Source organism: Isoptericola sp. NPDC019693, from assembly GCF_044389085.1.
Classification (GTDB): Bacteria; Actinomycetota; Actinomycetes; order Actinomycetales; family Cellulomonadaceae; genus Isoptericola.
Map to the genome: position 1 here is coordinate 374,151 of NZ_JBIRXP010000003.1, position 20,363 is coordinate 394,513.

Sequence of the window (20,363 nt, forward strand, 5' to 3'; positions counted from 1 at the left end):
AGACTAACCCTGGCGGGAGGCGCCGTCCTCGTCGTCGGGCAGGCGGTCGGGCAGGTCGTCGAGGGCACGCCGCACCTCGCCGACGATCCGCGCCATCGCGGCCTCGGCGGCGTCGGGGTCGTGCTCGGCGACGGCGCGGGCGACGGCCTCGTGCTGGTCGAGCGCCTCGGGCGCGGGGGAGGGGGGCATGAGGCCGAGGTGCGTGCGCCCGGCGAGGACCTCGGCGACGACGTCCGCGAGCGGGCCGAACATCTCGTTGCCGCTGGAGCGCAGGAGCAGCTCGTGCATGCGCACGTCCAGGGCGAGGAACTCGGTGAGGTCGCCCGCCTCGCCGAGGGTGCGCATCCGGCGGGCCAGGTCCACGAGCTCGCCGCGCACCTGCGGGCTGGCGTGCCGCGCGGCGCCGGCCGCGGCGAGCGGCTCGACCGCGTGCCGCAGCTCGGTGAGGCTGCGCAGCTGCGCGTCGCGGCCGGGACCCTGCAGGCGCCAGCGGATGACGCGCGGGTCGAGGACGTTCCAGTGCTCCATGCCGAGCACGACGAGGCCGACCCGACGTCGCGAGCGCACCATCCCCAGCCCCTCGAGCATCCGCATCACCTCGCGCGTGACCGTCCGCGAGACGCCGTGCTCGGCACCGATCCCGTCGAGCGTCAGGGGCGTGCCGGGCGGGACGTCGCCGCTGGTGATCGCGCGGCCGAGCGCGTCGAGCACTCCGGCGTGCAGGGAGGGTGACGACATGCGCAGGAGCCTAGCGAGGGGCCGGCGCGCGCACGATTGGTGTGACCAGTCTTGGCAAAAGTAGTACCAATGATGCATGCTCGGACGACGCGGCGACGCGGCAGTCGTCGCGGGGCCCGCCACGGCGGGTCACCGACCGAACAGGGAAGTCGAGATGGACACTGTCGTCATGAACGCCACCGGTGACGCTCGTGCCGCGGGCACGGCGCGGCCGCCGGTCGCCGGGCACCTCGTCGTGATGGGCGTCGCGGGCTCGGGCAAGACCACCGTCGCCGGGCTGCTCGCAGCGCGCCTCGGCGTCGACGTCGCGGAGGCGGACGAGTTCCACCCCCAGGCCAACATCGACAAGATGTCGGCCGGCACGCCCCTCACCGACGCCGACCGCGCGCCGTGGCTCGCCTCGATCCGCGACTGGCTCTCGGGCGAGACCGACGCCGGCCGCACCGCCGTCGTGACCTGCTCCGCGCTCAAGCGGTCCTACCGCGACGTCCTGCGCGGCGCCCACGGCCGCGTGCGCTTCGTGCACCTCGACGGCAGCCCCGAGCTCCTGGCCGACCGCATGGCGCACCGCAGCGGGCACTTCATGCCCACGGCGCTGCTGCCGTCCCAGCTCGCCACGCTCGAGCCGCTCACCGACGACGAGGACGGCGTGCGGATCGACGTCGCCGCCCCGCCGGAGGAGATCGTCGACTCCGTGCTCGCCTGGCTCGCCGACCGAGCCTGACCAGCCCGCCCGTACCACCGCACCGCGAGGACCTCGCCATGCTCACCGCCCTGCCCACAGCCATACCCACCGACGTGCCCACCAGCGTGCTCACCGCCGCGCCCACCGACGAGTGGACCCAGACCCTCACGGCCGGCCCGCTGCTCGCCATCGCCGCGGGCGCCGTCGCGCTCCTGCTCTTCCTCATCATCAAGGTGCACCTGCACGCGTTCCTCGCCCTCGTGCTGGTCAGCCTGCTCACCGCCGTGGCGGCCGGCCTGCCCAGCGGCGGCATCCTGGACGTGCTGCTCGACGGCTTCGGCTCCACGCTGGCGTCCGTCGCCCTGCTCGTCGGCCTCGGCGCGATGCTCGGCCGGCTGATCGAGACCAGCGGCGGCGCCAAGGTGATGACCGACGTGCTCATCGCCCGCTTCGGGGAGAAGCGGGCACCGCTCGCCCTCGGCGTGGCCTCGCTGATCTTCGGCTTCCCGATCTTCTTCGACGCCGGCCTCGTGGTGATGCTGCCGATCGTGTTCGCCGTGGCCCGGCGCCTGGGCGGCTCGATGCTGCTCTACGGCCTGCCCGTGGCCGGCGCCTTCTCCGTGATGCACATCTACGTGCCGCCGCACCCCGGACCGGTCGCCGCCTCGGAGTTCCTGGGGGCCAACGTCGGCATGGTGCTGCTGCTCGGCCTGGTGGTCGCGATCCCCACCTGGTACGTCACCGCCTACCTGTTCGGCCGGATCGCGGGCCGCCGGTTCGCGCTGCCGGTCCCCGACCTGCTCGGGAACGCCGACGACGTGCAGGTGACGAACCCGCCGAGGTTCGGCACCGTGGTCGGGATCCTGCTGCTCCCGCTCGTGCTGATCTTCGCCAACACCGGGCTGGAGACCGCGGTGTCGGCCGGCTGGGTCGACGCGGGGAACCCCGTCGTGAGCTGGGCGGGCGTCATCGGCTCGACGCCGGTCGCGCTGCTGCTCGCCGTCCTCGTGGCCGCCTGGGCGCTCGGGCGCCGCCGCGACGTCGAGGGCTCGGCGCTGGAGCGCATCCTCGACTCCGCGCTGGGCCCGGTCTGCTCCGTCATCCTCATCACCGGCGCCGGTGGCATGTTCGGCGGGGTGCTGCGCGCGTCGGGCATCGGCGACGCCCTCGCCGACGTCCTCGCGGACCTGGGGCTGCCCGTCATCGTCGCCGGCTTCGTGATCGCCGCGGTGCTGCGCGTCGCGCAGGGCTCCGCCACCGTGGCGCTCACCACCGCGGCGGGGCTCATCGCCCCGGCGGTGGCCGCGGGCGGGTACACCCCGCTCGCGACGGCCGCCGTCGTCGTCGCCGTGGCCGCCGGGTCGGTGGTGCTGAGCCACGTCAACGACTCGGGCTTCTGGCTCGTCGGCCGGTTCTTCGGCATGGACGTCAAGACCACCCTGCGCACCTGGACGGTCATGGAGACCGCGATCGGCGTGATGGGCTTCGGGATCGCCTGCCTGGCGTTCGCGCTGTTCTGAGCGGGCGGGCCGGCGCTCAGCCGGTCGTGACCGACGACGACGGGCGCAGGTGCTCCACCGCCTCGACGCACTGCCGGGCGATGGCGAGCTCCTCCATCGTGGGGATCACCATCACCAGCGTGGACGTCCAGTCGGGGGAGATGATGCGCTCGTCGCGGCGGGACGCCGTGTTGCGCTCGGGGTCGACGGCGATGCCCATGCCCTCGAGCCCCGCGCACACGGCGGCCCGCACGTCGGTGTCGTTCTCGCCCACCCCCGCGGTGAACGCGATGACGTCCACCCGGCCGAGCAGCGCGGCGTACGCGCCCACGTACTTCTTCAGGCGGTGGACGTACACGTCGAACGCGAGCGCGGCCGCCTCGTCGCCGTCGTCGATGAGGCGCCGCAGCTCGCGGAAGTCGTTCACGCCCGACAGCCCCAGCATGCCCGAGCGCTTGTTGAGCAGGGTGTCCAGCTCGTCGATGCCCATCCCGGCGTTGCGGGCCAGGTGGAAGACGACGGCCGGGTCGACGTCGCCCGACCGCGTGCCCATGACCAGGCCCTCCAGCGGCGTCAGCCCCATGGACGTGTCGATGGGCACCCCGCCGGCCACCGCCGACGCCGACGCCCCGTTGCCCAGGTGCAGCACGATCGTGTGCAGGTCCTGCACGCGGCGGCCCAGCACCCGCGCCACCTTGCCCGCCACGTACTGGTGGCTGGTGCCGTGGAAGCCGTACCGGCGCACGTCGTGCTCCTGCGCGACCTCGCGGTCGATGGCGTACGTGTACGCCTCGGCGGGCAGTCCCTGGAAGAAGGCGGTGTCGAAGACCGCGACGTGCGGGACGTCGGACAGCAGCTCGCGCGCCACCCGGATGCCCTGCACGTTGGCCGGGTTGTGCAGCGGGGCGAGCGGCACCAGCGCGTCGATCCGCGCCACCACGTCGTCGTCCACCACGACCGGCCCGGAGAACTCCGCGCCCCCGTGCACCACCCGGTGCCCGACGGCGTAGATCCCGGCGTCCGCGAGCCGCGGGCCGATCTCGTCGAACATGCCGAGCGCGAGCCGCAGCGCCTCGCCGTGGTCCGGCACCTCCAGCTCGCGGCGGGTCTTGTTGCCCGCGAACGTGTGCGTCACGATCCCGGACGGCTCGCCGATCCGCTCGATCGTGCCGGCCGCGATGGCCTCCCCGCCCACGGGGTTGACCAGCTGGTACTTGAGCGACGACGAGCCCGAGTTGAGCACCAGCACGGAGCCGTGCGCCCCGTACGCGCTGTACGGGTTGGGCCGCTCGGCCTCGGGGACGATGCTCATGCGGTGGCCTCCTGTGCCTGTGCGTCGAACGACTGGGCCTGGATCGCCGTGATGGCGACCGTGTTGACGATGTCGGCGACCAGCGCGCCGCGCGACAGGTCGTTGACCGGCTTGTTCAGCCCCTGCAGCACCGGGCCGACGGCGACGGCGCCGGCCGAGCGCTGCACGGCCTTGTAGGTGTTGTTGCCGGTGTTGAGGTCGGGGAAGACGAAGACCGTCGCCTGCCCGGCCACCGACGACTCGGGCAGCTTGGACGCCGCGACCGACGCGTCCACGGCGGCGTCGTACTGGATCGGTCCCTCGACGGACAGGTCGGGGCGGCGCTCGCGGACCAGGCCGGTGGCGGTGCGCACCTTGTCGACGTCCGCGCCGGAGCCGGACGTTCCCGTCGAGTAGGACAGCATCGCGACCTTCGGGTCGACGCCGAACTGCGCCGCCGTCGCCGACGACGAGATGGCGATGTCCGCGAGCTGCTCCGCCGTCGGGTCGGGGATCACGGCGCAGTCCCCGTACACCAGCACCCGGTCCTGCAGGCACATGAGGAACACCGACGACACCACGGAGACGCCCGGCTGCGTCTTGACGATCTCGAACGACGGGCGGATGGTGTGCGCCGTCGTGTGCGCCGCGCCCGAGACCATCCCGTCCGCGAGGCCCAGGTGCACCATCATCGTGCCGAAGTACGACACGTCGGTGACGATCTCGCGCGCCCGCTCGACCGTCATGCCCTTGTGGGAGCGGAGCTCGGCGTACTCCGTCGCGAAGCGCTCGACGTGCTCCGGGTCGGTGGGGGAGAGCACCGTGGCGGCGGCGATGTCGAGCCCGAGCTCGGCGGCGCGGGCCCGGATCGTCGTCTCGTCGCCCAGGATGACCAGGTCCGCGATGCCGCGGGCGAGCACCGTCGACGCGGCCCGCAGGATGCGGTCGTCGTCGCCCTCCGGCAGCACGATGCGTCGCCGGTCGCCGCGCGCCCGCTCGATGAGCTCGTACTCGAACATCAGCGGCGTCACGACGCGCGTGCGCGGCAGGTCGAGGCGGGCCAGGAGCGCGGCGCCGTCCACGTGCTGCTCGAACAGGGCGCGCGCGACGTCGACCTTCCGGGTCGAGGCGACGGTGACGTGGCCGTGCGTCTCGGCCGCACGCCGGGCCGCCTGGAACGTGTCGAGCGCCGTGGCCACGACCGGCACGCGCGGGCCGAGCGCCGACAGCAGCTGCGCGATGACCCCGCGCGGCACGTAGCCGCCGGTGAGCACGATGCCCGCCAGCGACGGGAACGTGGCCGCGGAGTGCGCGGACAGCAGCCCCAGCAGCACGTCCGAGCGGTCGCCCGGCAGGATGACCACGGCCCCGTCGGACAGGTGGTCGAGCACGTGCTCGAACGACATCGCCCCGACGATGACCTCCAGCGCCTCGCGGCCCAGCAGGTCGGCGTCGCCGAGCATGAGCGAGCCCTCCACCGCCTCGGCCAGGCGGCCGACCGTGGGGGCGTGCAGGAACGGCTCCTCGGGGATCGTCCACGCGGGCAGGTCGGCGTCGCCCACCAGGGCCGGCGCGCCCGCGGCCAGCACCCGCGGGGGGCACCGGTTCACGACCACGCCGACCGGCTGCGCGTGGTTGGCGCGCAGCTCCGCGAGGCTGAGCCGCACCAGGGCGCGCACGTCCTCCGGCGAACGCTCGCGGCCGGACGCCACCAGCAGCACCGGGGCGCCCAGGTTGGCCGCCACGCGGGCGTTGAACGCGAGCTCGGTGGCGCCGGCGACGTCCGTGTAGTCGGTGCCGACCACGACGACCGCGTCGCACCGCTCCGCGACCGCGTGGTAGCGGTCGAGGATGCGGGCGAGCGCGACCTCCGGGTCGGCGTGCACGTCGTCGTACGTGACGCCGACGGCGTCCTCGTACGACAGGTCCACGCCGTCGTGCGCGAGCAGCATCTCGAGCACGTGGTCACGCGGGGCGTCGCCCCCCGCGTCCGTCGCCGGCGGCGACGGGACGCGGGAGACGGCGCGGAACACCCCGACGCGGGAGACCTGCCGCACCAGCAGGTCCAGGACGCCGAGCGCCACCGTGGACTTGCCGGTCTCCCCCTCGGGCGAGGTGATGTAGATGCTGCGGGTGGTGCTCGTCACTCGTTGTCGCCACCCGTCGCCGCCGCGGCGTCGTACTGGGGCCCGCCGCTCTCGGTGCCGGTCTCACCGACGTCCGGCCACACCCAGTCGCGCACCTCGGGGATGTCCTCGCCGTGCTCGCGCGTGTACTGCCGGGCCGCGAGACGGGCGTCGACCATCTCCTGGCGCAGGCCCGCGTACCGCGAGCGCAGCGCCGGCACCCGGTCGATCACGTCGACCACGAGGTGGTACCGGTCGATGTCGTTGAGCATCGCCATGTCGAAGGGCGTCGTCGTGGTGCCCTCCTCCTTGTACCCGCGCACGTGGATGTTGGCGTGGTTGGTGCGCCGGTAGGTGAGGCGGTGGATGAGCCACGGGTAGCCGTGGTAGTTGAAGATCACCGGCTTGTCGGCCGTGAACAGCGTGTCGAAGTCCTTGTCCGACAGGCCGTGCGGGTGCTCCTTCTCGTCCTGCAGCCGCATGAGGTCGACGACGTTCACCACGCGGACCTTGAGGTCCGGGATGCGGTGGCGCAGGATGTCGGCCGCCGCGAGGATCTCCAGCGTGGGCACGTCGCCCGCGGCGCCGAGCACGACGTCCGGGTCCTCGCCCTCCACCTCGGTGCCCGCCCAGTCCCAGATGCCCAGGCCGCGCGTGCAGTGGGCGACGGCCTGCTCCATCGAGAGGAACTGCGGCGCCGGCTGCTTGCCCGCCACCACGACGTTCACGTACTGGCGCGAGCGCAGCACGTGGTTGTACGTGCTCAGCAGGGTGTTGGCGTCCGGCGGCAGGTACACCCGGACGATCTCGGCCTTCTTGTTCACCACGTGGTCGATGAACCCCGGGTCCTGGTGGCTGAAGCCGTTGTGGTCCTGGCGCCAGACGTGGCTCGACAGCAGGTAGTTGAGGCTCGCGACCGGCCGCCGCCACGGGATGTGGTTGGTGACCTTGAGCCACTTGGCGTGCTGGTTGAACATCGAGTCGACGATGTGGATGAACGCCTCGTAGCTGGTGAACAGGCCGTGCCGCCCGGTGAGCAGGTAGCCCTCCAGCCAGCCCTGGCACTGGTGCTCGCTGAGCATCTCCATGACGCGGCCGGCGCGGGCGAGGTGCTCGTCGACGTCCGGCCCGAAGAAGTCCGCGTTCCACTGCTTGTCGGTGACCTCGTAGACCGCCTGCAGGCGGTTCGACGCCGTCTCGTCCGGGCCGAAGATCCGGAAGTTGTCGGGGTTGAGCCGCACGACGTCGGTGAGCCACTGGCCCAGCACGCGCGTCGCCTCGGCGACGGCGCCGCCCGGCGCCTTGACGTCCACCCCGTAGTCGCGGAAGTCCGGCAGGCGCAGGTCCTTGAGCAGGAGGCCGCCGTTGGCGTGCGGGTTGGCGCTCATCCGCAGCTCGCCCGCCGGCGCCTGGTCGGCGATGTCGTCGAGCAGGGTCCCGTGCTCGTCGAACAGCTCCTGGGCCCCGTACGACTCCAGCCAGCCGCGCAGCACCTCGAGGTGCTCCGGCGTGTCCCTGGCGCTCGCGAGCGGCACCTGGTGCGCGCGCCACGAGTCCTCGGTCTTCTTGCCGTCGATGACGGGCGGGCACGTCCAGCCCTTCGGCGTGCGGAAGACGATCATCGGCCACGCCGGCCGCTCGTCGTTGCCCGCCGCGGCCTCGGCCTTGATGCGCGCGATGTGGTCGAGCACCTCGTCCAGGAGCTGCGCGAACCGCCGGTGCACCTCGGCGTGGTCCTCGCCGTCGAACCCGCCGACGAAGAAGTACGGCGTGTGGCCGTAGCCGATCATGAGGTCGCGCAGCTCGTCGTCGCTGATGCGCGCCAGCACCGTCGGGTTGGCGATCTTGTACCCGTTGAGGTGCAGGATCGGCAGCACGACGCCGTCGTTGAGCGGGTTGACGAACTTGTTGGAGTGCCAGCTCGTCGCCAGCGGGCCGGTCTCCGCCTCGCCGTCGCCGACGACCGCCGCCACGAGCAGGTCGGGGTTGTCGAACGCCGCGCCGTACGCGTGGCTCAGCGCGTAGCCGAGCTCGCCGCCCTCGTGGATCGAGCCGGGGGTCTCCGGCGCCACGTGCGACGGGATGCCGCCGGGGAACGAGAACTGCCGGAACAGGCGGGTGAGACCCTCGTCGTCCTGGGTGACGTCCGAGTAGGTCTCGGAGTACGTGCCCTCGAGGTACGAGTTCGCCACGAGGCCGGGGCCGCCGTGGCCGGGGCCGGCGACGTAGATCGTGGACTGCTCGCGCTCCTTGATCGCACGGTTGAGGTGCGCGTACAGGAAGTTCAGGCCCGGTGTCGTGCCCCAGTGCCCGAGCAGGCGGGGCTTGACGTGGTCACGGGTGAGCGGCTCGCGCAGCAGCGGGTTGTCCAGGAGGTAGATCTGCCCGACCGAGAGATAGTTCGCCGCTCGCCACCACCGGTCGATGCGGTCGATGGTCTCGTCGGAGAGCTCGCTACGGTCTCCGGCGCGCCACGAGGTGGGGCGGACGGACGGGGTGGTCGTGGTGCTCATCACACGCTCCAGTGGCTCGGGGAAGGCCAGCGCCTTCATTCCACCGCACCCGGTGCCCGAATGCAGCACGACAGCCGAGGTCAGGGGGCGTGACGTCGATCTGGCGGGGTGTCAGGTGCCTGCGGCGCACGGATTCCCGGGACGGGGCCCGGGCCGTTTACGGTGGTGCCGTGCCCAGCCCCCAGCCCGCCCGCAGGTCGTTCTGGGCGGTGGCCCTCCAGCCCCGCATGATCGGGATCCTGCTCCTCTTCCTGCTCGCCGCCGGCGTCTGCGGCCGCCTCGGGGTGTGGCAGCTCGACCGCGCCTACCTGCGGGCCGAGCTCGCCGCCCAGCAGGAGGCGGCCGAGCAGGCCGCGCACGGCCCCGAGGCGCTGGGCGACCTGCTGGCGCCGCAGACCTCGTTCCCGGGGGAGCTGGTCGGCACCGAGGCGTGGGTCACGGGGGAGTACGAGCCCGAGGGGCAGATGCTGGTCGCCGGGCGCTCGCTCGACGGCCGCTCCGGCTACCTGGTTCTCACGCCGCTGCGCGTCACCGACGACGGCACGGGCGGCGCGTCGTGGGCCGACCTGTCGGGGCCGCCGGTCCTGCCCGTCGTGCGCGGCTGGGTCGACTCGCCCACGCCGGGGGACGCGGCGCTCGACGTGCCCGGGGGCGAGGTGCGCATCACCGGGTGGCTGCAGGCGTCCGAGTCGGTGCTCGAGGGCGCCGAGCCGCTGCCCGACAACCCGGGCGGCCCGCCGCTCACCCACTCCATCGCGACCGGCGCGCTGGTCAACACCTGGGGCGGGCCGATGTACTCCGGGTACGCGGTGCTCACGACGTCCGCCCCTGCGCAGGCGGCGGCCTCCGAGGGCGGTCCCGCGCCGCTCCCGCGGCCCGTGCTCGAGGGCAGCGACGGCGTCAACCTCCAGAACCTGTTCTACGCGCTGCAGTGGTGGGTCTTCGGACTCTTCGCCGTGCTGCTGTGGATCCGGCTGGTGCGCGACGAAGCGGCCGGGGCGCGTCGCGGGAGCCCGCACGACGGCTCCGACGACCCCGTCGGCACGGGCATCGCGGGCCTCCCCGGCTGATCCCGCGGGCCGCGCGTTCAGCACGGACGTTGCGGTGTCGGCGGTGGCTGCGACGCTGTCGACATGGCGAGCATCGACCTCAAGCGCGACCCACGGCTGCACTACCGCGCGACGACGACGCCGGCGCTCGTGACCGTGCCGCCGCGGCCGTTCCTCATGATCGACGGTGCGGGCGACCCGAACACGGCGCCGGCCTACCGCGAGGCGGTCGAGACGCTGTACCCGCTGGCGTACGCGCTGCGGGCCGCGGTCAAGGAGGCGACGGGCGACGCGTACACCGTGCTTCCACTCGAGGGCCTGTGGTGGGCCGACGACATGAGCTGGTTCAGCGTGGATGCCAAGGACGAGTGGCGCTGGACGCTGATGATCGGCCTGCCGGCCGCCGTCGAGCACGTGGACGCCGCCGACGTGCTGGCGCGCGCCGTCGCGGCGAAGCAGCCGCCGGCCGGTGACAGCGTCCGCATGGAGCGCTACGACGAGGGCGAGGCGGCGCAGGTGCTGCACGTCGGCCCGTTCGCCACCGAGCCCGCGACCATCGAACGGCTGCACGCGTTCATCGAGGCCGAGGGGCTCGCGCTGCGCGGGCTGCACCACGAGATCTACCTGTCCGACCTGCGCCGCACCGCCCCGGAGAGGTTGCGCACCGTGATCCGCCAGCCCGTCGCGCCGAGATCGAGGTAGCCGTCGCCAGATCGACCTTCGGTGGGTCGACCTCACAACGGGTGCCTCGATCTCGGCGCTCGCGACCGGAGGGCGGACCTGATCCGGGCGACGAGGGCCTCCGGGCGCTGGAGGTCGTCCCAGACGACACGGATGACGAGCCATCCATCCTCCTCCAGCGCGTCCTGCCTGAGCTTCTCGTCGAAGAGACGCCGGGCGGGGTCTCCGTACGCTCCCCCGGAGTACTTGACGGCGCCGTCGAACTCGAGCGCGACCTTGCGGTCCGGCCACGCCAGGTCGAGCCAGGCGTCGCCGCGCCGCGTCGTGACGCCGTGCCCCACCTCGACGGCGGGCAGGCCGGCGTCGTGGACGATCCAGCGGAGCAAGGACTCGCCGGCCGACTCGGCCCGCGGGTCGGCCAGGTCGACGACCTCGCGCGCCCTGCGCACTCCCCGCTTGCCGACGGACTCCTCGACGATGGTCCCGATCAGCCCGAGATCGGCGCCGCCCCGGAGCGCGGAGTCGGCGATCACCAGGGCCTGGTCGGGTGCGAGCGTCCGCGCGCAGTCGACCACGGTCCGCTCGAGAGTGGTGACGGGCAAGCCGTCGACGACGGCGACGTCGCGTTCAGGCAGAGCGGTCCAGTGGCGGCGGAGGCCACGTTCCCGGGACTGGTCGGCGTTGGGTGCGCGCAGCTGGGTGACGTGGACCGCGGGGGACAACCGCACGGTCGTGCATCCGTGCAGCACGGCCGCGGTCGCGTGGGAGTACCAGAACGCCGTCGTGAGCCGGGCCTCGACGGCGCGGACCTGTCGCAGGACCTCGGCCCGCCGGGCACGGGCGGGCCCGTCGGCATCGACCGGCGCCAGGTAGACGCCCTTGCGCACGCGCTCGAGGGTGCCTCGCGATGCCCGGGCGGCGATGTCGCTGCGGCGGCCCTCGCTGAACAGCGTGGCGGGCGGTACGACCGGAGGGGTGAGCCCTCGGCGGTCGCCTGGGCGTGGGGGCGGCGTCGTCATGCCGAGGGAGCGTGTCAGAAGCGGCCCGTGCGCGGTGCGGCGTCTGTGGACAACCACGCGAGATCGAGGCACCCGCCGCGAGATCGACCTTCAGTGGGTCGATCTCGCGACGGGTGCCTCGATCTCGGCGCGGGGGAGGGCGGCTACTCGTGCTGCCAGCTCTGCCAGAGCCTGGCGTACTCGCCGCCGGCGGCGACGAGCTCGTCGTGCGGACCGATCTCGGTGATGCGGCCGCCGTCCACGACGGCGACGCGGTCGGCGTCGTGCGCGGTGTGCAGGCGGTGCGCGATGGCGACCACCGTGCGGCCGGTGAGCACGGCGTTGAGCGACCGCTCCAGGTGACGGGCCGCGCGCGGGTCGAGCAGCGACGTCGCCTCGTCGAGCACCAGGGTGTGCGGGTCGAGCAGCACGAGCCGCGCGAGCGCGACCTGCTGCGCCTGGGCGGGCGTGAGGGAGTGCCCGCCCGAGCCGACCGCTGTCTCCAGGCCCTCGGGCAGCGCCGCGGCCCACGCGGCCGCGTCGACCGCCCCCAGCGCGCCCCACAGGGCGTCGTCGGTGGCCGACGTGTCCGCCAGCCGCAGGTTCTCCGCCAGCGACCCGACGAACACGTGGTGCTCCTGGGTGACCAGCGCCACGTGGTGGCGCAGGTCGTCCAGCGGCAGCTCGACGAGCGGCACGTCGCCCACGGTGACGGACCCGCCGGTGGGCGGGTGGATGCCCGCGAGCATGCGGCCGAGGGTGGACTTGCCGGCGCCGGACGGCCCGACGACGGCGAGGCGCTCGCCGGGCGCCAGGTCGAGGTCGATGCCGTGCAGCACGTCGCGACCCTCGCGGTACGCGTACCGCACCGACCGGGCGCGGACCTCCTCCGACGTCGGGACGGCGGTGCCGGCGGTGCGGTCCGGGCCGACCAGGCCGACGCCGACGACGCGCGCCAGCGCCACGGCCGCCACCTGCAGCTCGTCGAGCCAGAACACGAGGTCGAAGACCGGGCCGCCCATCTGGTGGCCGTACATCGCGATGGTCGCGACCGTGCCCACGGTGACCAGGTCCTGCGACACGAGCCAGCCGCCCCAGAGGATGACGACGATCGGCGCGATCGCGACGGCGGCGTCCAGCGCCGGGATGAGCCGCAGGCGCAGGCCCAGGGTGTAGGACTCGGCGTCGAACGCCTCGCGCAGGTCGCGGTCGACCCGCCGGCGGATGCGGGCCCCGAGGTGCAGGGCGTCGGTGGTGCGCGCGCCCTCGACGGCCTCCGTGATGGCGCCGTTGATCGTCGCGTACGCGGCCGACTCGCGCAGGTAGCCCGGCGTCGCCCGCTTGAGGTACCACCGGGTGGCCACGACGATCAGCGGGACGCCCGTGAGCAGGCCGACCGCCACGAGCGGGCTCGCGAGGAACGACGCGACCAGCGTGAGCACGATCGTCACGACGCACACCAGCACCCGCGGCACGCCGAACCGCACGGCGTGCTGCAGCTTGTTGACGTCGTTGGTGGTGCGCGCGACGAGGTCGCCGGTGCCGGCCTTCTCCACCGTGGACAGCGGCAGCCGCGTGACCGCCTCCATGAACCCCTCGCGCAGGTCGGCGAAGACCCGCTCCCCGAAGACCATGGACAGCCGCTGCGCGTACCGCGTGATGACGGCCTGCGCGACGACCGCGCCGACGAGCACCAGCGCGAGGGAGTCGACGGCCGACAGCGTGGTCCCCCCGGCGACCAGGTCGATGATCCGGCCGAGCAGGAAGGGCCCGGCCAGGCCGGCGAGCGCCGCGAGCGTGTGCAGGACGGCGACGCCGCCGAGCTGGCCGCGGTGGCGGCGGAACAGACGGCCCACCGTGCGGTTGACCTCGGCCCGGTCGGCGATGGGCAGCAGGTTGGGGTTGACGGTGCCGGACGGGGTCGCGGCGGCGGGGGCGCTCATCGCGCGGCTCCTTCCAGGTCGGTGTCGGTCAGCTCGTCGGTGTCGTCTGCGGCGTCGCCGTCGGTGTCCTCGGCCATGCTCCGGCCCACGACGGCGCGGTACGCGGCGCCGTGCGCGTCGCGGCGGGCCAGCAGCTCGGCGTGCGTGCCGGTGGTGGCCACCGTGGCGTCGTCGTCGAGCAGCACGACCTCGTCCAGGTGGTCGAGGACGAGCGGGCTGGCGGTGACGACGAGCGTCGTGCGGCCGCGGCGGACCTCGGCGACGCGCTCCGCGATCCGCGCCTCGGTGTGGGCGTCCACCGCGCTGGTGGGCTCCACGAGCACGAGGATCTCGGGCTCGGTGAGCAGGGCCCGCGCGAGCGCGACCCGCTGCCGCTGCCCGCCGGACAGCGAGCGGCCCTTCTCGGGCAGCTCTCCGGCGAGGCCGCCGGGCACGCTGTCGAGCACGTCGTGCGCGTCGGCGGTGACCATCGCCGCCAGCAGGTCGGCCTCGCTGGCGCGGCCGCGGGCGTCGAGCGCCTCGCCCAGCACGCCCGAGAAGAGGTGCGGCGTCGCCTCGGAGACGACGACGCGGTGGCGCAGCGCCTCCTTGTCGAGGTCGGCCAGCAGCACGCCGCCGAGGCGGACGGGGGTGCCGGCCTCCGCCTCGTCGTCGAGCCGTCCGAGCCGCGTCGCGACGCGTGCCGAGGCGTCCGGGTCGGCGCTGACGAGCCCGACGACCCGGCCGGGGCGCAGCACGAGGCCGCTCGCCTCGTCGGCGAGCTCGGCCCCGGCGGCCGGCGCGTCGGCCGGCGCCACCGCGGACGGCGTCGCCTCGGTGACGCGCAGGACGTCGAGGATCTTGCGGGACGAGATCACGGCCCGGATGACCATCTGCAGCATCTGCGTCGCCATCTGCACCGGCCAGGCGAGGAACGCCGCGTAGCCGTAGAACGTCACGAGCTGGCCGCTCGTGATCTCGCCGCGCACCGCGGCGCGGGCGCCCAGCCACAGCACGAGGGCCGCGAGCAGGCCCGGCAGCAGCACCTGCAGACCGTCGAGCACCGACTGCAGCACGGCGACGCGCACGCCCTCGCGCCGCACGACCTGCGACTGCCGCGCGTAGCGGGCCGCGAACACGTCCTCGCCGCCGATGCCGCGCAGGATGCGCAGCCCGGAGACGGTGTCCGCGCCGAGGGACGTGAGCCGGCCGGTGGCCTCGCGCTGCGTCGTCTGGCGCGACTGGAGCGGCTTGACCAGCAGCCCGAGCACGACGGCCACCGCCGGGATGCCGAGCGCCAGGACCAGGCCGAGCTGCACGTGCTGCGACAGCATGATCGCCACCACGACGACGTACGCGAGCACGCCGCCGGTGAACCGGCCGGCCATGGAGAACATGTCGCCCACGCGCAGGGCGTCGTTCGCGACGGCGGAGACCACCTCGCCGGTGGGGAGCTTGCGGGTGATCGCGTGCCCGGCGCGCGAGGCCTTGTAGCCCACGAGCTGGGAGAAGGACAGCGACGCCCGCACCCAGTTCTCGACGTCCCAGATGTGGTTGAAGATGCCGGCCACCACGATGACGGCGGCGGCGGCGAGCATCGCGCCGCACCAGGCGAACAGCGGGCCGCCGAACCCCTGCGACAGCCCCTCGTCGATGGCGCGGCCGATGAGCAGCGGCGCCGCGGCGGACGCGAGCATCGCCACCACGCCCGCCACCAGGGACTTCGCGAGCACGTCGCGCTGACGCCAGCCCTGCCAGGCCAGCAGCCGGGCGGGGGACGTCAGGGGAGGGTTGCCCACGTCGGGCAGAGGGAGGGGTCGCACGAGGATCCAGCCTACGAACGCCCGCCGACACCGGGCCACGGATTAACCGCACCGTTTCGCGCCTACGATGCTGGGGTGAGCACGCCGCAGCAGACCCCCGCCCCGCAGCCCTCGTCGTCGCCCGCCGGCGGCGGCGCCAGCCAGGCCCAGGCCGAGGCCGCGATCCGCAAGGCTCGCGGCGCCCTCAAGCGCTACCGGTTCATGGCGATCCTCACCGGTGTGATGCTGCTCATCCTGTGCGTCGAGCTGTTCTTCAAGTACGTGGTGCCGGTCGAGGTCGTCATCGACTACCTGGGCTGGGTGCCGTTCGCGCACGGGTGGATCTACGTGGTCTACCTGGTCACGGTGCTCGACCTGTGGTCCAAGATGCGCTGGGGCTTCGGGCGCCTCGCCACCATGGTGTTCGCGGGCGTCGTCCCGGTGATGTCGTTCGTCCTCGAGAAGCGCGTGCACGCCGACGCGGACGCCAAGCTGGTGGCCCTCGAGGAGCGGTACACGGCATGACGTCGCTCGCCCCTCTCGTCGCCCCCGGCCCGGAGCTGGACGCCGCACGGCTCGCCCGGTACGCCCGCCACCTGCCGCTGCCGGGCGTCGGCGCGGAGGGGCAGCGCCGGCTCGCGGCCGCGCGCGTGCTCGTCGTCGGGGCGGGCGGCCTCGGCAGCCCGGCCCTGCAGTACCTCGCGGCGGCGGGGGTCGGCACGCTCGGCGTCGTGGACGACGACGTCGTGGACCTCTCCAACCTCCAGCGCCAGGTGGTGCACGGCACGGCCGACGTCGGCCGCCCCAAGGTGGAGTCGGCGCGCGACCGGCTCGCGGACCTCGCGCCCGACGTCGAGGTCGTGGCCCACCCGGTGCGGCTCACCCCCGAGAACGTGCTCGAGATCGTCGGCGGGTACGACGTCGTGCTCGACGGCGCGGACAACTTTCCCACGCGATACCTCGTCTCGGACGCGGCCGAGATCCTCGGTGTCCCCGTCGTGTGGGGCGCCATCCACCAGTTCGACGGCCAGGTCGCCGTGTTCTGGGGCGCGCCGGTGCTCGCCGACGGCAGCAGGGAGCGCGGCACCACCTACCGCGACGTCTTCCCCGTGCCGCCCCCGCCCGGCACCGTGCCCGACTGCGCCACCGGCGGCGTGCTCGGCGCCCTGTGCGGCACGGTCGGGTCGGTCATGGCGACCGAGGCGGTCAAGCTCATCACCGGTGCGGGCACGACGCTGCTGGGCCGCATCGCCGTCTACGACGCGCTCGAGCTGTCGTGGCGGCAGCTCGCCGTCCGGCCGGACCCCACGCGCGAGCCCGTCGCTGAGCTGCTCGCGGACGACGCGGCCTATGCCACGTTCTGCGGCCTGCCCGCCCCGGTGGGCGGCTCGGCCGACGCTGCGGGCGCCGCGGGCGCGGGCCTGGGGCCGGCGAGCATGAGCGCCCGGGACGCCGCCGCGCTGCTCGCGGGCGACGCTCCGGTCGCGCTCGTCGACGTCCGCGAGGACTGGGAGGCGCAGGCCCTGCCCGTCGCGGGTTCGCGGCTCGTGCCGAGCGGCGCGTTCCTCGGGCCCGACGGCGCCGACGTCGCGCGCGCCGAGCTGCCCGCCGACCGCCCGGTGCTGCTGGTCTGCGCCGCCGGGGCCCGCTCGGCCCGCGTGGCCGACGTCGCGCGCGCCGCAGGTCTCGACGCCCGCTCCGTCGAGGGCGGCGCCCCCGCGCTGCTCCTCGCCGTCTGACCGCCTGCCCGCGAGGTAGTTCCGGCCCTGCCGAGGTAGTCCGAACCTCCGCGAGGTAGTGGTCCAGACCACTACCTCGGCCATTCTGGAACTACCTCAGCAGACCTGGAACTACCTCGGCGTCAGAGGGCGAGGTCGAGGCGGCCGTCGGGGGAGGAGCTGGCCAGGGCGCCCTCGCGGCGGGGGATGCGGCCGGCTCCGGCGGCCAGGCGGCCGGACTCGACGGCGAGGCGCATGGCGTGGGCCATCCGGACGGGGTCGGCGGCGCGCGTGACGGCGGTCGCGAGCAGGACGCCGTCGCAGCCGAGCTCCATCGCGAGGGCGGCGTCGGACGCCGTGCCCACCCCGGCGTCGAGGATGACCGGCACGCGCGCGGCGGCCGCGATCGCCTCGATGTTGCGCGGGTTGAGCACGCCCAGGCCGGTGCCGATGGGGGCCCCGAGCGGCATGACGGCGGCGCAGCCGACGTCCTCCAGGCGGCGCGCGAGGATCGGGTCGTCGTTCGTGTAGGGCAGGACGACGAACCCGTCGCGCACCAGCCGGTCGGCCGCCTCGACGAGGCCGAGGGGGTCGGGCAGGAGGGTCACGTCGTCGGCGATCACCTCGAGCTTGACCCAGTCGGTGCCGCACGCCTCACGCGCGAGCTGCGCCGTGAGGACCGCCTCGGCGACGGAGAAGCAGCCCGCGGTGTTGGGCAGCGCGCGGATGCCGAGCCGCTCCAGCAGCCCCCAGATGCCGCCGTCCTCGGACCCGGCGCCGCCCGGGCGCACCGCGACGCGGCGCATGGCGACCGTGGTGAGCCCGGTGCCGGACGCGACCAGCGCGCCCTCGAGCGTCATGAGGTTCGACGCGCCGCCCGTACCCATGACGAGGCGCGAGCCGATCTCCGTGCCGGCGACCACCAGGGGGTCGACGAGCGGGTGGGCGAGCGGCGCCGTGTCGGTGACATGCGTGCTGGTCATGGGTTCCTCCGTGCTTCCTGGTCAGCCGCCCTGGACGGCGGTGACGATCTCGACCCGGTCGCCGGGCGCGATCCGGGTGCCGGCCCACAGGCCGCGGGGGACGACCTCGTCGTTCACGGCCACGGCGATGCCCTGCACCGATCCGTCGGCGACGAAGGCGGGCACCAGGGCCGCGACGACGTCCTCGACGCCGTCGCCGTGCGGCCCGTCGAGCGGGTAGGCCTCGCCGTTCACGACGGCGGTGCGGGTGACAGGGGTGGCGGTCATCGGACGGCTCCTTCGGGCAGAGGGTCGGCGGGTGCGAAGCGGCGCGGGTCGGCGGCGGACAGCGCCTCGTCGGGCGGAGCCGCGCCGGTCAGCTCCGCCACGACCGCGTCGGCGGTCAGCGGCGCGAGCAGCACGCCGTTGCGCCCGTGCCCGACGGCGGCGAGCAGCCCGGGCACGGCGGTCGCGCCGAGCAGCGGGAGGTTGTCGGGGGTGGCCGGGCGGGCGCGCGGCGTGACGTCGACCAGCGCGGCCTCGTCGATCCCGGGCACGAGGGCGCGGGCGTCGCGCAGCAGGGCGAAGACGCCGCCGGCCTCGGCGCGGCGGTCGTCGGGGCGCTCCTCGCTGGTGGCGCCCACGACGATCTCGCGGTGCCCCGGCCCGCTGCCCGGTCCCGTGCCGGTGCCCGCCGCCCGCGGGACGACGTACACCGGGCGGCCCTGCACCGTGCCGCGCACCACGTGCTCCAGCGCGAGGTCCGGGCCGGCGTCCAGGCGCAGCGTGATGCCCTTGACCGGCCGCACCGGGACGCGGACCTCGGGCACGGCGTCGAGCAGCGCCGCCGTCGCCCCGTGACCGGTCGCGAGCACGACGGCGCCCGCGGCGTGCCGTGTTCCCGCGTCGTCGTGCACCGCCGTGACCCGGCCCGCGGCGTCGCGCTCGAGCCGCACGGCGGTGCGGCGGACCAGGGCGGGGCCGAGCGCCGCGCACAGCGCCGTGTGCACGGCGCGCGGGTCCACGGCGAGATCGGCCTCCACCAGCGCGGCCCCGGCGAGCCGGGGTCCGAGGTAGGGCTCGCGCCGTCGCGCGTCGGCCACGCCGACCTCCGCGGACGCGAGCCCCCACTCCCGGTGCAGCGCCAGCACGCGACGCAGCAACGCGAGGTCGTCGGCGTCGTACGCGACGGCGAGCGAGCCGGCGCGCAGCAGGGGGACGTCGCGGCCGATCGCGGCAGCCAGGTCCGCCGCGAAGGCGGGCCAGCGTGCGGCGGAGGCGAGGTTGAGGCGCGCGAGCTCGCGCTCACCGAAGTCCGCCTCGCTCACGGCGGCGAGCATCCCGGCGGCCGCGCGGGTGGCGCCGTCGCCGGGCGAGGGGTCGAGCACCGTGACGGACAGCCCTGCCGAGGCGGCACGCCAGGCGACCGCGAGGCCGACGATCCCGCCGCCCACGACGACGACGTCGCGGACGGGCGCGCTCGCAGGGACGGATCCCGGAGCGGGTGCAGAGGCGGGCATGTGCGCTCCCTTCGCTGGCATGACCCAGATCAGGTTCGACGGTCGGCTCCTACGCCCTCTCAGCCCCGAGCGGGGCTCCCGTGCGCGGCCACTGTAACCCGGGCCGTGGTTACCCTGGCCGCCGTGACCACGACCACGCCTGCCGCCGACGCGACCCGCGCGCGCCTCGCCGACGCCCGCCTGTACCTGTGCACCGACGCCCGCGAGGACCGGGGCGACCTCGAGGACTTCCTGCACGCGGCGCTCGCGGGCGGGGTGGACGCCGTGCAGCTGCGGGACAAGACGCTCGACGTCGCGCGCGAGCTCGAGCTGCAGGAGGTCGTGGCCCGCGTGGCCGCCGAGCACGGGGCGCTGTGGGCGGTGAACGACCGGGCCGACGTCGCGCAGGTCGCCGGGGCGCCCGTGGTGCACATGGGGCAGCGCGACCTGCCGGTGCCCGTGGTCCGCTCGCTGCTCGGGCCGGCGCCGGTGCTGGGCCGCTCGACCCACTCGGCCGCGCAGGCGGCGGAGGCGGAGGCGGACCCGCACGTCGACTACTTCTGCGTGGGCCCGCTGTGGGCCACGCCCACCAAGCCCGGCCGCGCCGCCGTGGGCCTCGATCTCCTGCGCGAGGTCGCCGCGACCCGCCCCACGACGCCGTGGTTCGCCATCGGAGGCGTCGACGCCGAGCGCCTCGACGCCGTGCTCGACGCCGGGGCCACCCGCGTCGTCGTCGTGCGGGCGATCACGCAGGCGCCGGACCCGGAGCGCGCCGCCCGCGAGCTGCGGGCGCGGTTGGGCTGACCACCGACGGAGAGCCGGGATGGGGAGAAGTCCCCATGAGACGGTGTGGCCCGGCAACGGCGCCCGTGCCACCCTG

Annotated in this window: 17 protein-coding genes and 1 riboswitch; of the genes, 7 read left to right on the forward strand and 10 right to left on the reverse strand. The window is 74.5% G+C overall.

The features are described from left to right. Nucleotides 1-3: 3 nt before the first annotated feature. Nucleotides 4-738 (reverse strand): FadR/GntR family transcriptional regulator, encoded by a 735-nt coding sequence (locus tag ACH436_RS10890; RefSeq protein ID WP_430560193.1) that lies wholly within the window; start codon nucleotides 736-738, stop codon nucleotides 4-6. Nucleotides 739-907: 169 nt separating this feature from the next. Between ACH436_RS10890 and ACH436_RS10895 the strand changes: the two genes are divergently transcribed. After that, a complete protein-coding gene (locus ACH436_RS10895; protein ID WP_430560194.1) occupies nucleotides 908-1,462 on the forward strand; it encodes a gluconokinase in 555 nt (184 codons plus the stop codon). A gap of 38 nt (nucleotides 1,463-1,500) precedes the next feature. Next, entirely contained in the window at nucleotides 1,501-2,943 is a 1,443-nt protein-coding gene (locus tag ACH436_RS10900) for a GntP family permease (RefSeq protein ID WP_430560195.1), read from the forward strand. Between the two features lie 16 nt (nucleotides 2,944-2,959). Here ACH436_RS10900 and ACH436_RS10905 read toward each other — a convergent pair whose 3' ends face one another. From ACH436_RS10905 to ACH436_RS10915, 3 genes are read right to left on the reverse strand one after another with little or no spacing between them, the layout of a single operon-like run. After that, the gene (locus tag ACH436_RS10905) at nucleotides 2,960-4,234 is read right to left on the reverse strand and encodes an acetate/propionate family kinase (protein ID WP_430560196.1); all 1,275 of its coding nucleotides are present in this window, start codon (nucleotides 4,232-4,234) and stop codon (nucleotides 2,960-2,962) included. Continuing rightward, nucleotides 4,231-6,360, reverse strand: coding sequence for a phosphate acetyltransferase (gene pta, locus ACH436_RS10910; RefSeq protein ID WP_430560197.1), 2,130 nt, complete (start codon nucleotides 6,358-6,360; stop codon nucleotides 4,231-4,233). The genes ACH436_RS10905 and pta overlap by 4 nt, the downstream gene beginning before the upstream one ends. Continuing rightward, the gene (locus tag ACH436_RS10915) at nucleotides 6,357-8,852 is read right to left on the reverse strand and encodes a phosphoketolase (RefSeq protein ID WP_430560198.1); all 2,496 of its coding nucleotides are present in this window, start codon (nucleotides 8,850-8,852) and stop codon (nucleotides 6,357-6,359) included. Before ACH436_RS10915 ends, pta begins: the two co-directional genes overlap by 4 nt. Nucleotides 8,853-9,022: 170 nt before the next feature. Here ACH436_RS10915 and ACH436_RS10920 point away from each other — a divergent pair, with 170 nt between their 5' ends. Then, the gene (locus ACH436_RS10920; protein WP_430560199.1) at nucleotides 9,023-9,922 is read left to right on the forward strand and encodes an SURF1 family protein; all 900 of its coding nucleotides are present in this window, start codon (nucleotides 9,023-9,025) and stop codon (nucleotides 9,920-9,922) included. A gap of 63 nt (nucleotides 9,923-9,985) precedes the next feature. After that, nucleotides 9,986-10,603 (forward strand): GyrI-like domain-containing protein, encoded by a 618-nt coding sequence (locus ACH436_RS10925; RefSeq protein WP_430560200.1) that lies wholly within the window; start codon nucleotides 9,986-9,988, stop codon nucleotides 10,601-10,603. A gap of 32 nt (nucleotides 10,604-10,635) precedes the next feature. On the opposite strand, the gene ACH436_RS10930 is transcribed toward ACH436_RS10925, so the two are convergent. The 3 genes from ACH436_RS10930 to ACH436_RS10940 all read right to left on the reverse strand — a co-directional run bounded on the left by ACH436_RS10930 (nucleotide 10,636) and on the right by ACH436_RS10940 (nucleotide 15,325). Beyond that, a complete protein-coding gene (locus ACH436_RS10930) occupies nucleotides 10,636-11,601 on the reverse strand; it encodes a hypothetical protein (protein ID WP_430560201.1) in 966 nt (321 codons plus the stop codon). Between the two features lie 143 nt (nucleotides 11,602-11,744). Next, nucleotides 11,745-13,523, reverse strand: coding sequence for an ABC transporter ATP-binding protein (locus ACH436_RS10935; RefSeq protein ID WP_430560202.1), 1,779 nt, complete (start codon nucleotides 13,521-13,523; stop codon nucleotides 11,745-11,747). Then, the gene (locus ACH436_RS10940; protein ID WP_430560203.1) at nucleotides 13,520-15,325 is read right to left on the reverse strand and encodes an ABC transporter ATP-binding protein; all 1,806 of its coding nucleotides are present in this window, start codon (nucleotides 15,323-15,325) and stop codon (nucleotides 13,520-13,522) included. Before ACH436_RS10940 ends, ACH436_RS10935 begins: the two co-directional genes overlap by 4 nt. Nucleotides 15,326-15,400: 75 nt before the next feature. On the opposite strand from ACH436_RS10940, the gene ACH436_RS10945 reads away from it, so the two are divergent. Together ACH436_RS10945 and ACH436_RS10950 are read left to right on the forward strand one after the other, a co-directional pair. Continuing rightward, a complete protein-coding gene (locus ACH436_RS10945; protein ID WP_430560204.1) occupies nucleotides 15,401-15,829 on the forward strand; it encodes a DUF3817 domain-containing protein in 429 nt (142 codons plus the stop codon). Beyond that, nucleotides 15,826-17,043 (forward strand): ThiF family adenylyltransferase, encoded by a 1,218-nt coding sequence (locus ACH436_RS10950; RefSeq protein WP_430560205.1) that lies wholly within the window; start codon nucleotides 15,826-15,828, stop codon nucleotides 17,041-17,043. The genes ACH436_RS10945 and ACH436_RS10950 overlap by 4 nt, the downstream gene beginning before the upstream one ends. Before the next feature lie 122 nt (nucleotides 17,044-17,165). Here ACH436_RS10950 and ACH436_RS10955 read toward each other — a convergent pair whose 3' ends face one another. The 3 genes from ACH436_RS10955 to thiO form a co-directional block, all read right to left on the reverse strand. Beyond that, the gene (locus ACH436_RS10955) at nucleotides 17,166-18,005 is read right to left on the reverse strand and encodes a thiazole synthase (RefSeq protein ID WP_430560206.1); all 840 of its coding nucleotides are present in this window, start codon (nucleotides 18,003-18,005) and stop codon (nucleotides 17,166-17,168) included. A gap of 21 nt (nucleotides 18,006-18,026) precedes the next feature. Then, nucleotides 18,027-18,272, reverse strand: a complete 246-nt coding sequence (gene thiS, locus ACH436_RS10960) for a sulfur carrier protein ThiS (protein WP_430560207.1) — start codon at nucleotides 18,270-18,272, stop codon at nucleotides 18,027-18,029. After that, nucleotides 18,269-19,504: a glycine oxidase ThiO gene (gene thiO / locus ACH436_RS10965; RefSeq protein ID WP_430560208.1), complete on the reverse strand. Its 1,236-nt coding sequence runs from the start codon at nucleotides 19,502-19,504 to the stop codon at nucleotides 18,269-18,271. Before thiO ends, thiS begins: the two co-directional genes overlap by 4 nt. Further along, nucleotides 19,494-19,596: riboswitch (TPP riboswitch) on the reverse strand. (Overlaps the previous gene by 11 nt.) A 31-nt stretch (nucleotides 19,597-19,627) precedes the next feature. Between thiO and thiE the strand changes: the two genes are divergently transcribed. Then, the gene (gene thiE, locus ACH436_RS10970) at nucleotides 19,628-20,287 is read left to right on the forward strand and encodes a thiamine phosphate synthase (RefSeq protein WP_430560209.1); all 660 of its coding nucleotides are present in this window, start codon (nucleotides 19,628-19,630) and stop codon (nucleotides 20,285-20,287) included. The last annotated feature ends 76 nt before the right edge of the window (nucleotides 20,288-20,363 follow it).

Bases quoted from the DNA above. Each gene is read 5' to 3' on its own strand.
- ACH436_RS10890 (WP_430560193.1), bottom strand. From the start codon at position 738: ATGTCGTCACCCTCCCTGCACGCCGGAGTGCTCGACGCGCTCGGCCGC.
- ACH436_RS10895 (WP_430560194.1), top strand. From the start codon at position 908: ATGAACGCCACCGGTGACGCTCGTGCCGCGGGCACGGCGCGGCCGCCG.
- ACH436_RS10900 (WP_430560195.1), top strand. From the start codon at position 1,501: ATGCTCACCGCCCTGCCCACAGCCATACCCACCGACGTGCCCACCAGC.
- ACH436_RS10905 (WP_430560196.1), bottom strand. From the start codon at position 4,234: ATGAGCATCGTCCCCGAGGCCGAGCGGCCCAACCCGTACAGCGCGTAC.
- ACH436_RS10915 (WP_430560198.1), bottom strand. From the start codon at position 8,852: ATGAGCACCACGACCACCCCGTCCGTCCGCCCCACCTCGTGGCGCGCC.
- ACH436_RS10925 (WP_430560200.1), top strand. From the start codon at position 9,986: ATGGCGAGCATCGACCTCAAGCGCGACCCACGGCTGCACTACCGCGCG.
- ACH436_RS10930 (WP_430560201.1), bottom strand. From the start codon at position 11,601: ATGACGACGCCGCCCCCACGCCCAGGCGACCGCCGAGGGCTCACCCCT.
- ACH436_RS10935 (WP_430560202.1), bottom strand. From the start codon at position 13,523: ATGAGCGCCCCCGCCGCCGCGACCCCGTCCGGCACCGTCAACCCCAAC.
- ACH436_RS10950 (WP_430560205.1), top strand. From the start codon at position 15,826: ATGACGTCGCTCGCCCCTCTCGTCGCCCCCGGCCCGGAGCTGGACGCC.
- ACH436_RS10955 (WP_430560206.1), bottom strand. From the start codon at position 18,005: ATGACCAGCACGCATGTCACCGACACGGCGCCGCTCGCCCACCCGCTC.
- thiS (WP_430560207.1), bottom strand. From the start codon at position 18,272: ATGACCGCCACCCCTGTCACCCGCACCGCCGTCGTGAACGGCGAGGCC.
- thiO (WP_430560208.1), bottom strand. From the start codon at position 19,504: ATGCCCGCCTCTGCACCCGCTCCGGGATCCGTCCCTGCGAGCGCGCCC.